We start from the raw sequence: 13,358 nt of genomic DNA on the forward strand, positions 1-13,358 counted from the left end.
TGACATCAGCTGCGCTGTATCTGTCGCTTAGATTCGACGGCAGATGCTTAGACCAAATTAAAACATACAAAGAAAATCACCATGTCCGATCAAAAACCAGCAAAAGCTGCCAATAAATATCCTGTCAATATGACAGAAACACCTTTCCCTATGCGTGGCGATCTGGCCAAACGCGAACCGAAATGGGTCAAGGAATGGCAGGATAAAAAAATCTACGAACGCGTGCGTGCCGCATCGGCTGGGCGTCCTAAGTTCATTCTGCATGACGGTCCACCGTATGCGAATGGCGATATCCATATCGGCCATGCAGTCAATAAAATCCTCAAGGACATGATCATCAAAGCGCGCAGCATGGCTGGCTTTGATGCGCCTTATGTGCCGGGCTGGGATTGCCATGGCATGCCTATCGAAATCCAGATCGAAAAACTGCATGGCAAAAATCTGCCTGTGAATGAAGTGCAGTCCAAAGCGCGCGCTTATGCCGAAGAGCAGATCGCACGTCAGAAAGCCGACTTCATCCGTCTGGGTGTATTGGGCGAATGGGATAATCCTTACAAGACCATGAACTTCAGCAATGAAGCGGACGAAATCCGCGCGCTGGGTCAGCTGCTCGATAAGGGCTATGTTTATCGCGGTCTGAAACCGGTGAACTGGTGTTTTGACTGCGGCTCTGCGCTGGCCGAAGCCGAAGTTGAATACGAAAACAAACGTGATCCGTCTATCGACGTTGGGTTCCCGTTTGCCGAGCATGACAAACTGGCGCAAGCCTTTAAGCTGGACAAACTGCCGCACGACCAGGGTTACTGCGTGATCTGGACCACCACACCGTGGACCATTCCATCCAATCAGGCTTTGAACATGCACCCGGAAATCAGTTACGCGCTGGTGGAAACGGTACGTGAGGGCGCGCCGCTGTTGCTGATCCTGGCGCAGGAACTGGTGGAATCCAGCCTCGCGAAATATGAACTCGAAGGCAAAGTCATCGCTACCTGTAGCGGTGCTGATCTGGCGGAAATCCGCTTCAAACATCCGCTGTCTTCGCTGCATGAAGGCTATGACCGTTATTCGCCAGTCTATCTGGGCGATTATGTGACGCTGGACAGCGGTACCGGTGTAGTGCACTCGGCACCCGCTTACGGTATCGAGGATTTCCAGTCCTGCAAAGCGCACGGCATGAAAGATGACGAGATCATCGCGCCTGTCATGGGTGATGGCCGCTACGCGTCCAGCCTGCCTTTCTTTGCTGGCATGACCATCTGGGAAGCCTCCAAGCCTATCTGCGATAAATTGCGCGAAGCCGGTGCGCTGTTCTCGCTGAAAATGTTTGACCACAGCTATATGCACTGCTGGCGTCATAAAACACCGATCATTTATCGCGCCACCTCGCAATGGTTCGCGAGTATGGATAACACACCGAAAGACGGTGGCGCTTCATTGCGTGAAACTGCGCTCAAGGCCATCGACGAAACCGCATTCTTCCCAAGCTGGGGTAAGGCGCGCCTGCATGGCATGATCGCGAATCGTCCGGACTGGACCCTGTCGCGTCAGCGTCAGTGGGGCGTGCCTATGGCATTCTTCCTGCATAAAGAAACTGGTCAGTTACATCCACGCACACCGGAATTGCTGGAGCAAATCGCTCAGCGCGTAGAAAAAGAAGGCATCGAAGCCTGGCAACATATAGAAGTCGCTGATCTGCTGGGCGATGAAGCTGACATGTATGTGAAAAACCGCGATACGCTGGATGTGTGGTTCGATTCCGGTACGACGCATTTCACGGTATTGCGCGGCTCGCACAAGGCGCAGTCTGCCTATCCGGCCGATTTGTATCTGGAAGGTTCAGACCAGCATCGCGGCTGGTTCCACTCTTCCCTGCTGACCGCCTCTATGCTGGATGGCCACGCACCTTACAAAGCCTTGCTCACACATGGTTTCGTGGTGGATGGCGAAGGCAAAAAAATGTCCAAGTCCAAGGGCAATGTGGTGGCGCCGCAAAAAATCTCCGATACGCTGGGTGCAGACATCCTGCGTCTGTGGGTGGCATCGACCGATTATTCCGGTGAATTGTCGATCTCCGATGAAATCCTGAAACGGGTCACCGAAGCCTATCGCCGTATCCGCAACACCCTGCGCTTCCTGCTTGCGAACACTTCTGATTTTGACTTCAGCAAAGATGCCGTGCCGGTCGACGCCATGCTGGATATAGACCGCTATGCGATCGCTGATATGGCACGCCTGCAGCAAGACATCCTGGCGCATTATGAGCGTTTTGAATTCCATCCTGTGATCGCCAAGCTGCAGTCTTACTGCTCTGAAGATCTGGGTGGCTTCTACCTGGATATTCTGAAAGACCGCTTGTACACCAGCGGCGTCAACTCAGCAGCACGCCGCTCTGCGCAAACGGCCATCTGGCACATCACCCAGGCGCTGTTGCGTCTGATGGCGCCTACGCTGTCGTTTACAGCCGAAGAAGCCTGGCAGTTCTTTGCGACCGCAGAGGCCTATCAGGACAGTAGCGAAACCATCTTTACCCAGACTTATTATCAGTTGCCAGCGGTAGCAGGCGCAGAAGAATTGCAGGCTCGCTTTGCCAGCTTGCGTACGGTACGTGCCGATGTGACCAAGCAGCTGGAAGAAGTGCGGGTCGCTGGTGGTATCGGTTCTTCATTGCAGGCTGAGGTCGTGATCAAAGCCAGTGGTGATAAGTTTGCCGTGCTGAACAGCTTTGCAGATGATTTGAAATTTACCCTGATTACCTCTGCAGCCAGCGTAGAACAAGTCGCCAGCGAAGCGGAAGAAACCGTAGTAGTCACGCCTTCTAAGTATGAAAAATGCGAGCGCTGCTGGCACTATCGTGCAGACGTAGGTTCGCATGCTGAGCATCCTGGTCTGTGCGGACGTTGCCACAGCAATTTGTTTGGCAGTGGTGAATCGCGCCGCTTTGCCTAAAACGCGTTAAGCTGGGTGTCGTCGCTCAGACGACACTCAGCCGCATACGCTGTATTGAACCTCGTTTTCAGCACACGTTCAGTCTTCCCCTGACCAGTTAACAGTTAATGGACTCCATCTTTCATGGCAAGTAAAAAATCTCCTAAACCTGTAGTGCGCAGCTCCAGCTCCGGTAATAGCCTGATCCCCTGGCTGGGACTGGCGACCATCATCATTCTGCTCGATCAGGTTAGCAAGATCACGATCACCAGACTGTTCGCTTATGCGGAAACACTGGCAGTGACTTCTTTCTTCAATCTGACACTGGTGTATAACAAGGGCGCGGCATTCAGCTTCCTGGCACAGGAATCCGGCTGGCAACGCTATTTCTTCACAGCGCTGGGTCTGATTGCTTCGGCTTACATCATTTACTTAATGCGCCAGCATTCGACCCAAAAATTGTTTTGCACGGCGCTGGCACTGATTATGGGCGGCGCGCTGGGCAATGTGATTGATCGTCTGCTGTATGGTCATGTGATAGATTTTCTGGATTTCCATTATCTGGAAACCTATCATTTCCCGGCCTTCAATCTGGCTGACAGCGCAATTTGTCTGGGTGCTGCTTTATTTATTCTGGACGAATTGCGTCGGGTAAAAAAATAAGGAGTTGCTATGCGTCTGGCTGGTAAAAAAATCGTACTCGGGCTGACCGGTGGTATCGCCTGCTACAAAGTCGCCGAACTGACCCGTGCACTCGGCAAAGCAGGCGCACAGGTGCAGGTCGTGATGACACAGGCTGCCTGCCAGTTCATCACGCCAGTGACGATGCAAGCCCTGTCTGGCAATACCGTTTTCACCGATCAATGGGATGCGCGCATAGGAAATAATATGCCGCATATTGATCTGACCCGCGATGCTGATGCTATCGTGATTGCGCCTTGCAGTACCGATTTCCTGTTCAAGCTTGCGCACGGTGCCTGCGACGATCTGTTATCCACATTGTGTATAGCCCGTCCGGCCCACATCCCCTTGCTGGTGGCACCGGCGATGAATGTGGAAATGTGGCAAAACCCTGCAACCCAAAGAAACGTCGCGCTGTGCCGCAAGGATGGCATACACATCATGGGGCCTGCGGCAGGTGAGCAAGCCTGTGGTGAGACCGGTATGGGTCGTATGCTGGAACCAGATCAGTTGCTGACCGAAATTATTGCCTCCTTCCAGACTAAATCCCTGGCCGGTCAGCATCTGCTGATCACCGCCGGACCTACGTTTGAGCCCATCGATCCGGTACGCGGCATCACCAATCTGTCTTCAGGAAAAATGGGCTATGCGATTGCTCAGGCAGCCTGGGAAGCTGGTGCGCTGGTCACCCTGATTTCCGGCCCGACTGCCCTGGCCACACCTCACGGCGTGAAACGGGTGCAGGTACAAACCGCACAGCAAATGCATGATGCGGTGATGGCGGCGCTGAAGCAGCAAACCCAGCAAGCCTTTATCGCGGTCGCCGCGGTCGCCGACTGGCGGGTCGCCAATGCGAGCACACAAAAGCTCAAAAAAACTGGCGAGCACGATACGCCGGTACTGCAATTTGCGCAGAATCCCGATATTCTCGCCACCGTTGCCGCGCTGCCGGATGCGCCCTACTGTGTCGGCTTTGCGGCAGAATCTGAAAATTTACTGGAATATGCGGCCGCCAAACGGATTAGAAAAAATATTCCTCTGCTGGTCGGGAATATAGGACACCAGACTTTCGGTCAGGATGACAATGAACTGGTCTTATTCGATGCCCAAGGTACAACCCAGCTGCCACGCGCAGATAAACAAACATTGGCCATTGCGCTGATACAGGAACTGGCAAAACGCCTGAGCGCCTGATGTTACGGCGGTACGGGCATAGTCCGGTACCGTCTCTGTTCATTCAATGAGAAATAACCAAGATAGCTTACGATGAAAAATGTTGCCCTGAAAATCCTCGATGCCCGTATGAAGGATAACTTACCAAGCTACGGTACCCCTGGCAGCGCTGGTCTCGACCTGCGTGCCTGTATTGATGCGCCAATAACCATACAAGCAGGCGAAACCGTATTGATCCCTACCGGCTTAGCCATCCACATCGCCGATCCTGGCTATGCCGCGATGATCTTACCGCGCAGCGGGATGGGACATAAGCACGGTATCGTACTGGGGAATCTGGTGGGTCTGATTGACTCCGATTATCAGGGACAATTAATGGTCTCGACCTGGAATCGCGGACAAAGCGCATTCACGCTCAATCCTATGGAGCGCCTGGCTCAACTGATCATCGTACCGGTGGTACAAGTAGGCTTTGAAATCGTGGAAGAATTCGGCGACAGCGAGCGTGGTGAAGGCGGCTTCGGCAGCACAGGTAAGCACTAAACAGCAAAGCCCGCATGTTTTGCGGGCGCACACGGTTTGCGGCTGATTGTCCCCTTTACGCATTAAAGGTCTTCAATGAGATATGTGTTCGTTATATTTATTTTGCTGTGCTTAACTGCCTGCGACACGATGCGAGCCCGGGTAGCTGACTTCGATCTTGATGGAACGCTGCGCATACAAACTCCCTCTGCTGAGATCATCGAGAGCAAACCGCTTTCAAAATCTTTAAAAAATCCGCAAAAACTATCGCCTTACTCCGACTTGGTTTACGATGGCCCTTTGTTGCGCGCGGATTTCAGTGTCAACTCTGATTTTTTGCGCTTCAGTCTTAACAATAAATCAAACGGACAAGTAAAGTTTCGCTTTGATGAGGCAGAGCTCGTTAGTCCGTTCCAAACCAGTGGAAGTAAATTGTCCGTATATAGTTCTGTCATTGCTGGCAACGCAGGCAATGCAGTGAGCTCAGACCCTGTCGTTAAAGGGCGGACAAAAATGGCGCCCGTATTAGTCCTGGATGCCCATCAAACAAGTACGATTGCCATGTCGCCCGATTATTCCGGTGTTTTCCCAAGTAAGAAGATCTTTAATATCAGGCTGGATGAGAATGAACTTTACTACCTAGATAATTCGCTAACACCCAATCTTGAGCTGCGAATTCCTATCGAATATGCAGGGAAGCGCGAAATATTAGTTTTAAGCTTTTCACCGACGGCAATCAACGCCCGCCTGTCCTATCGCTAATCCAGTCACGCCTGAGGCACACACACTTCCTCAGAGCACTTACACTGAGCTCTTGCGGCACAATGCAAGGTGCAATGAAGCGCAGATTCATCCCTGCTGCACAAACGGTTGAACAAAAAAAAGCCAGATTTTGCATCTGGCTTTTTTCTTACCTCTTTACTTTTTTACTTCTGCCGGCGGACTCGCGCAGGATGGTGTAGTTCCACTCATCTTCATGGATGCCGTTACCGGTATCCACGCTGACCAGAAAACTATCGTCTTCGCCTTTCACCCTGCGCCCGGTAGCAACGTGCTTTTTACTCACATCACGCCGGTCATACACATCGACTTCGACATTATTACCATCCAAAGCAGCCGCTGACAGCACGGAGTCTATTGTTTTTGTCGTGTATTCCAGCACATAAAGTGGTGGTTTCGGTATGCCCATCGTCCGCTCCATTTCTTTTTTTCTTTACCCAGACTTTGCAGTCTAGTGCTTATCCGCGCCGAAACAAGAACAAAAATTTATTCAACTTCGACTGCTTCCTGGGACGCCTCCGGTGGCGTGGCATCACCCTCAGAGAATTCCAGCTTGATCTGATCCTTATCATCCAGATCGACAACGACCCGGCCACCGCTGACCAGACGCCCAAACAACAATTCGTCCGCCAGGGCTTTACGGATCATATCCTGAATCAGGCGCGCCATAGGACGCGCTCCCATCAACGGATCAAAGCCTTTTTTGCCCAGGAACTTACGCAAGCCATCAGTAAAGCTGGCTTCCACTTTTTTCTCGTGCAATTGCTCTTCCAGCTGCATGAGGAATTTATCGACCACGCGCAGGATAATTTCTTCATCCAGGGCACGGAAGCTGATAATGGAATCCAGGCGATTACGGAATTCAGGCGTAAACATACGCTTGATATCCGCCATCTCGTCACCCGCTTCGCGGCTGTCGTTAAAGCCGATAGAACGCTTCTGCAGGCTTTCAGCACCGGCATTGGTCGTCATGATAATGATCACGTTGCGGAAATCTGCTTTGCGGCCATTATTGTCGGTCAGCGTGCCATGATCCATCACCTGCAACAGGATGTTGAACACATCGGGATGGGCTTTTTCTATCTCATCCAGCAGCAAAACAGCATGCGGCTTTTTGGTAATCGCTTCTGTCAGCAATCCGCCCTGATCGAATCCTACATAACCAGGCGGCGCACCGATCAGACGACTGACCGCATGACGCTCCATGTATTCGGACATATCGAAGCGTATCAGCTCTATACCCAACGTAAACGCAAGTTGTTTGGCAACCTCGGTTTTACCCACGCCGGTAGGACCGGAGAACAGGAAAGCACCAATCGGCTTATCAGTTTTACCCAAACCGGCACGTGCCATTTTGATACTGGAAGCCAGCGCTTCAATTGCCGGGTCCTGACCAAACACCACGTTTTTCAAATCGCGGTCTATGGTCTGTAACTTAGCACGATCATCCTGGTTCACAGTCTGTGGCGGAATCCGCGCTATTTTCGCGATGATGTCTTCGATATCCGCCTTACCTATGGTCTTTTTCTGCTTAGACTTAGGCAGCACACGCTGCGCAGCACCTGCCTCATCAATCACGTCGATTGCCTTGTCCGGCAGATGGCGGTCATTGATAAAGCGTGCAGACAACTCAGCGGCTGTAGTCAGTGCAGAGGCCGAGTATTTAACGTTGTGATGTTCTTCAAACTTAGATTTCAAGCCACGCAGAATCTGCACAGTTTGCTCTACCGTAGGCTCATTCACATCAATTTTCTGGAAGCGACGTGACAAGGCATGGTCTTTTTCAAACACACCACGATACTCGGTATATGTGGTCGCGCCGATACATTTGAGCTGACCGCTGGACAAAGCTGGCTTGAGCAAATTAGACGCATCAAGCGTACCGCCGGAAGCAGAGCCAGCGCCGATAATCGTGTGGATTTCGTCGATGAACAGTATGCCATTCGGTGTTTCTTTTAACTGCTTGAGCACACCCTTCAGGCGCAACTCAAAGTCACCGCGATACTTGGTACCGGCCAGCAAGGCCCCCATATCGAGCGAATAGACGACAGCGTTCTGCAAAATCTCCGGCACATCACTTTGCGTGATACGCAATGCCAGACCTTCAGCGATCGCGGTTTTACCTACGCCTGCTTCACCCACCAGTAAAGGATTATTTTTGCGGCGACGGCACAGTATCTGGATCACACGCTCCACTTCACTGTCACGGCCTATCAGCGGATCGATTTTGCCTTCGGCCGCATGACGATTCAGATTTTGTGTGAACTGATCAAGTGGATTTTCTTTGGCCTGCGCATCTGCCTGCCCCTCTTCACCACCTTCATGGGATTTCTGTGGTTCAGCCGGACTGTCTTTACGTACTCCATGCGAAATAAAGTTGACCACATCCAGTCGCGTCACTCCTTGCTGATGCAAGTAATACACGGCATGGGAGTCTTTTTCACCAAAAATCGCGACCAGTACATTGGCGCCATTGACTTCTTTCTTACCATTCGACGAGGATTGCACGTGCATAATCGCGCGCTGTATCACACGCTGAAAGCCCAGCGTAGGCTGGGTATCGACCTCATTGCTACCTGGTACTGTAGGCGTGTTATCGGTGATGAAATTGGTCAGCGTTTTGCGTAAATCGTCGATATTCACGGCGCAGGCACGCATGACTTCAGCAGCCGATGGGTTGTCCAGCAAGGCCAACAGCAGATGCTCGACCGTGATGAACTCATACCGTGCCTGCCGCGCCTCTACAAAGGCCATATGCAAACTGACTTCTAATTCTTGCGCAATCATACTTCCTCCATCACACATTGCAGGGGATGCCCTGCCTTACGAGCGTGCGTCAAAACGAGTTCCACCTTGGTCAGCGCAATATCCTTAGAATAAACGCCACAAATCCCTTTTCCATCGCGGTGGACTTTGAGCATGATCTGCATCGCAGTTTCCCGGTCCTTATTAAAGTATTCCTGAACAATAGCCACTACAAACTCCATAGGAGTGTAGTCATCATTCAACAATATCACCTGGTACATAGAGGGCGGCTTGAGCTGTTGTGCCTGTCGCTCCAATATCGTACTGTTATCATGCTTATTTCCCATACGTCTATTCTAGTACGTTGATTCAATCTCGATGCAAATAATAAACGAGTATATCGCGCTTATTTCAACGCTGATCAAATGTTACCTGCTTTCTGAGCTTTTCACAGATGGTGATCAAATCCCAGAGATCAAGCTCAGCTTAATGAATGTTTTTCGATAAAAATCCACAGTCAGCTGAGCGTTTTACAGACAAATTAAATTAAAAATACAACAATACAACATCCTCCTTAAAAGTTTCTTGACTTTAGTTTTTTTCCGCCAAGAATGACAATTGTTGGCAACATTAGTTATATTTAGTCAACATGAAGTGGGCAAGTTTAGGGAGGGCTGACATTCCGTCAGGTTTCTTGCTTTTACGGCTCGTGTGATTAGTTTCTATTTGAAAGATGCATTATGGCAACAGGTACCGTCAAGTGGTTCAATGATTCCAAAGGCTTCGGCTTTATCACTCCGGACGACGGTGGTGAGGATTTGTTCGCCCACTTTTCCGCAATCCAAATGAACGGCTTCAAGACACTGAAAGAAGGTCAAAAAGTAACGTTCGAAGTCACGCAAGGCCCTAAAGGCAAGCAAGCTTCTAACATTCAAAATCCTTAATCTCTGATTAAGATTTTTTAAAAAACCCCGCTTTGCGGGGTTTTTTTTATTCCAGACTACAGCAAACCATCTGCAATCCGTTTTTTTAACTGAGAAACACTGATACAGAACGATGAAGCTCAGGCACAAATTCATACTGTTGGCCATCATTCCACTGCTGCTCTCACTGGCGGGCATGGCAGTCACTGTGTTGTATCACGCCACTGCGTTAGCGAAACAGCAAAGACAAACGGTGGAGCAGGCTTATATGCACAGTAAAGAAGCCGAACTAAACCATTACGTGAATTTAGGAAGAGCGGCGATACGCCAGCTCTACGACAGCAATGCACCCCATGCTCAGGACGACGCCAAGCGCATCCTGAAGACATTGGAATTCGGGAAAGACGGTTACTTTTACATCTACGATATGCAAGGCCGGAATCTGATGCACCCCAGGCAGCCAGAGCTGGTTGGGCAGAATCTATGGGATCTGGCTGATTCTGATGGTAATTACACCATACGCAATCTGATTAGCGCCGCCAAGCAAGGTGGCGGACCTGTACGCTACTTGTGGAAAAAGCCTTCTACAGATCAGATGGTGCCCAAACTGGGCTATGTGATTCCTTTAGAAAAATGGGGATGGATGCTGGGCACAGGCATCTACCTTGATGATGTGGAAGACGCGCTACATAACATTGATGTGCAGGTTGAAAAAAATATCCATACCACCTTGCTTGCTATCGCGGCAATCGCACTGTTTTTTTCCATACTGGCTGCCTTATTTGGCCTGGCTATCAACATCAATGAATCAAGGGTAGCGGAGGCCAAACTGAAAGTGCTGGCGCACAGCGTAGTACGCTCCCAGGAAGACGAACGTGCGCGCTTGTCACGTGACTTACATGATGGCTTGAGTCAATTGCTGGTGTCGACTAAATTACAGGTCGAGTCAGGCATCGCCAAAATCAAGACAGGCTCCAGCGCAGGCCAGACCGCCGAAGTCTCACTCGAACGGGCGGTCAGCCAGCTGAACGAGGCATTGAGCGAAGTCAGGCGTATCTCCCACGATCTGCGCCCGGCTTTACTCGATGATCTGGGACTGATTGCGGCATTTGAACATCTGTGTGAGGAGTTCGAAAATGCGACAGGGCTGCCTGTGCACTGCCACTTCAGCGGTGATATGCAGAACTTATCGGAGATCAGCAATACCAGTCTGTTCCGGGTTGCGCAGGAAGCACTGACTAACATACACAAACACGCACAAAAAGTTAATTCTGTTGAAATGGAATTGACAGCTGATAAACATTATGTAAGGCTTAAAATTGCCGATAATGGCAACGGGTTTGATTTGCAAGGCATCACCAACCACCCCAAACGCGGCATAGGCATCAGCAATATGCGCGAGCGTCTGGCAACCGTTGGCGGACACCTCAGCATAGAGTCAGATACAACGGGAACACGCGTCATTGCTCAGATACCGAATGGAGATTTTTAATGCATCCAAGAGCAACCATCAACTTATTACTCGTGGATGATCATCCGCTAGTCAGAGATGGCCTGAGAGCGAGACTGGAGACGGTTTCCCATTTCTATATTGTTGGTGAGGCCGCAAATGCGCAGGATGCGCTGGCCATTGCAGGCAGAGCCAAAACCGATCTGGTGTTAATGGACATCAATCTGGGCACCGCCAATGGCATCAGCCTGACATCCCGCTTTACTCAGGAATACCCACATATCGCCATTATCATGTTGTCTATGCATGATAAGGCCGAGTACGTGACGCAATCCATACAGGCAGGCGCAAAGGCCTATGTGCTCAAAGATGCACCGGCTGAAGACATCATCAATGCGATAGAAAGTGTGACTGCAGGTGGCACCTATTTTAGTGCCGGGCTGCGTAAATCTGATGAAAACGGTGCAAATCAGTTACTGACTCAGCGCGAACTCTGCATACTCAAGAGCATAGCGACCGGCAAATCCAATAAACATATCGCGCAAGACCTGGGACTCAGCGTGCGTACCGTAGAAACCCACAGACTCAATATCAAACGAAAACTGAACATCGAAGGTCAGGCTGATCTGATCCGTTATGCACTAAGCCACACGGACTGAATGCCCGCTCTGCATCCTTTGCATCCACAATAAAAAAACCAGCAACAAGTGCTGGTTTTTTTATCACTGGCTATCTCCTGCACCCGGAGCGGATGCAGGACGGAGCAGCTTATTACATGTTTTCGATCATGACGTCGCCGAAACCGGAGCAGGATACCTGAGTAGCACCTTCCATCAGACGTGCGAAATCGTAAGTCACTTTCTTGGAAGTGATCGCTTTTTCTGTCGAGGAAATCAACAGATCAGCAGCTTCAGTCCAGCCCATGTGACGCAGCATCATTTCAGCGGACAAGATCAGGGAACCTGGGTTCACATAATCTTTACCTGCATACTTAGGCGCTGTACCGTGAGTCGCTTCGAACATCGCAACGGAATCAGACAGGTTAGCACCTGGAGCGATACCGATACCACCTACCTGTGCAGCCAGCGCGTCAGAGATATAGTCGCCGTTCAGGTTCAGTGTCGCGATAACGCTGTATTCTGCTGGACGCAACAGAATCTGTTGCAGGAACGCATCAGCGATAGAATCCTTAACAACGATGTCTTTGCCTGTCTTAGGATTCTTGAATTTGCACCATGGGCCGCCATCAATCAATTCTGCGCCGAATTCTTTTTGTGCCAGAGCATATGCCCAGTCACGGAAGCCGCCTTCGGTGTATTTCATGATGTTGCCTTTGTGAACGATGGTCACAGATGGCTTGTCATTGTCGATTGCGTACTGGATTGCTTTACGTACCAGACGCTCTGTACCTTCACGGGAAACTGGCTTCACGCCGATACCGGAAGATTCAGGGAAACGGATTTTCTTAACGCCCATTTCGTCTTGCAGGAACTTGATCAGTTTTTTAACCTGGTCAGAGCCTTCTGCGAATTCGATACCAGCGTAGATATCTTCAGAGTTTTCACGGAAGATAACCATGTCGGTTTTTTCTGGCTCACGTACTGGGGATGGCACGCCTTTGAAATAACGGACTGGACGCAAACAAACGTACAGATCCAGCTCTTGACGCAGTGCAACGTTCAGGGAACGGATACCGCCGCCTACCGGAGTTGTCAAAGGACCTTTGATAGAAACAACGTAGTCTTTCAGCACTTTCAGAGTTTCTTCAGGCAACCAAACGTCAGGACCATACACTTTTGTTGATTTTTCACCAGCATAGATTTCCATCCAGCTGATCTTACGCTTGCCACCGTAAGCTTTTGCTACAGCAGCGTCGACAACTTTGATCATGACCGGGCTGATATCAACGCCGGTACCATCACCCTCGATGAAAGGAATGATAGGATTGTCAGGAACGGTCAGTGAGAAATCCGCGTTGACGGTAATTTTTTTACCTTCTGCAGGAACTTGAATATGTTGATACATTGTTTTCTCCGTAGTTAGGCGATCAAGCGACATGCGCTTTTTTCACAATATGCCTTGCCTATATATAAAAATACCGCTATTCACATTAACTCTTATATAAGACAGAAGACTTTCATTTCGTATTATGCACTAGT

At 50.3% G+C, this 13,358-nt stretch carries 12 protein-coding genes; 8 read left to right on the forward strand and 4 right to left on the reverse strand.

Annotated elements, in window-relative coordinates:
* The first annotated feature begins 81 nt into the window (after window positions 1-81).
* The 5 genes from ileS to H8K43_RS08605 all read left to right on the forward strand — a co-directional run bounded on the left by ileS (window position 82) and on the right by H8K43_RS08605 (window position 6,063).
* Window positions 82-2,946 carry an isoleucine--tRNA ligase gene (ileS, locus tag H8K43_RS08585; protein ID WP_186903460.1) on the forward strand — a complete coding sequence of 955 codons (2,865 nt, stop codon included), beginning with the start codon at window positions 82-84 and terminating at the stop codon, window positions 2,944-2,946.
* A gap of 123 nt (window positions 2,947-3,069) precedes the next feature.
* A complete protein-coding gene (gene lspA, locus H8K43_RS08590) occupies window positions 3,070-3,588 on the forward strand; it encodes a signal peptidase II (protein WP_186903461.1) in 519 nt (172 codons plus the stop codon).
* 9 nt (window positions 3,589-3,597) lie between these two features.
* Entirely contained in the window at window positions 3,598-4,800 is a 1,203-nt protein-coding gene (coaBC, locus tag H8K43_RS08595; protein ID WP_186903462.1) for a bifunctional phosphopantothenoylcysteine decarboxylase/phosphopantothenate--cysteine ligase CoaBC, read from the forward strand.
* Between the two features lie 72 nt (window positions 4,801-4,872).
* The gene (gene dut, locus H8K43_RS08600) at window positions 4,873-5,322 is read left to right on the forward strand and encodes a dUTP diphosphatase (RefSeq protein WP_186903463.1); all 450 of its coding nucleotides are present in this window, start codon (window positions 4,873-4,875) and stop codon (window positions 5,320-5,322) included.
* 84 nt (window positions 5,323-5,406) lie between these two features.
* Window positions 5,407-6,063, forward strand: coding sequence for a hypothetical protein (locus tag H8K43_RS08605; protein ID WP_186903464.1), 657 nt, complete (start codon window positions 5,407-5,409; stop codon window positions 6,061-6,063).
* Between the two features lie 148 nt (window positions 6,064-6,211).
* Here the strand turns inward: H8K43_RS08605 and H8K43_RS08610 are convergent, their stop codons facing one another.
* From H8K43_RS08610 to clpS, 3 genes are all read right to left on the reverse strand, one after another.
* Window positions 6,212-6,490: a hypothetical protein gene (locus H8K43_RS08610; RefSeq protein ID WP_186903465.1), complete on the reverse strand. Its 279-nt coding sequence runs from the start codon at window positions 6,488-6,490 to the stop codon at window positions 6,212-6,214.
* 77 nt (window positions 6,491-6,567) lie between these two features.
* Window positions 6,568-8,868, reverse strand: a complete 2,301-nt coding sequence (clpA, locus tag H8K43_RS08615) for an ATP-dependent Clp protease ATP-binding subunit ClpA (RefSeq protein ID WP_186903466.1) — start codon at window positions 8,866-8,868, stop codon at window positions 6,568-6,570.
* Window positions 8,865-9,173 (reverse strand): ATP-dependent Clp protease adapter ClpS, encoded by a 309-nt coding sequence (clpS, locus tag H8K43_RS08620; protein WP_162021161.1) that lies wholly within the window; start codon window positions 9,171-9,173, stop codon window positions 8,865-8,867. Before clpS ends, clpA begins: the two co-directional genes overlap by 4 nt.
* A gap of 393 nt (window positions 9,174-9,566) precedes the next feature.
* Here clpS and H8K43_RS08625 point away from each other — a divergent pair, with 393 nt between their 5' ends.
* The 3 genes from H8K43_RS08625 to H8K43_RS08635 all read left to right on the forward strand — a co-directional run bounded on the left by H8K43_RS08625 (window position 9,567) and on the right by H8K43_RS08635 (window position 11,858).
* A complete protein-coding gene (locus H8K43_RS08625; RefSeq protein ID WP_162021162.1) occupies window positions 9,567-9,770 on the forward strand; it encodes a cold-shock protein in 204 nt (67 codons plus the stop codon).
* Between the two features lie 112 nt (window positions 9,771-9,882).
* Window positions 9,883-11,241: a cache domain-containing protein gene (locus H8K43_RS08630; RefSeq protein WP_186903467.1), complete on the forward strand. Its 1,359-nt coding sequence runs from the start codon at window positions 9,883-9,885 to the stop codon at window positions 11,239-11,241.
* Window positions 11,241-11,858, forward strand: coding sequence for a response regulator (locus tag H8K43_RS08635; protein ID WP_186903468.1), 618 nt, complete (start codon window positions 11,241-11,243; stop codon window positions 11,856-11,858). Before H8K43_RS08630 ends, H8K43_RS08635 begins: the two co-directional genes overlap by 1 nt.
* A 112-nt stretch (window positions 11,859-11,970) precedes the next feature.
* Here H8K43_RS08635 and icd read toward each other — a convergent pair whose 3' ends face one another.
* Window positions 11,971-13,224 carry an NADP-dependent isocitrate dehydrogenase gene (gene icd, locus H8K43_RS08640; RefSeq protein ID WP_162021165.1) on the reverse strand — a complete coding sequence of 418 codons (1,254 nt, stop codon included), beginning with the start codon at window positions 13,222-13,224 and terminating at the stop codon, window positions 11,971-11,973.
* Window positions 13,225-13,358: the final 134 nt, after the last annotated feature.

The organism is Cognatundibacterium curvum, assembly GCF_014284235.1.
Lineage (GTDB): Bacteria > Pseudomonadota > Gammaproteobacteria > Burkholderiales > Burkholderiaceae_D > Undibacterium > Undibacterium curvum.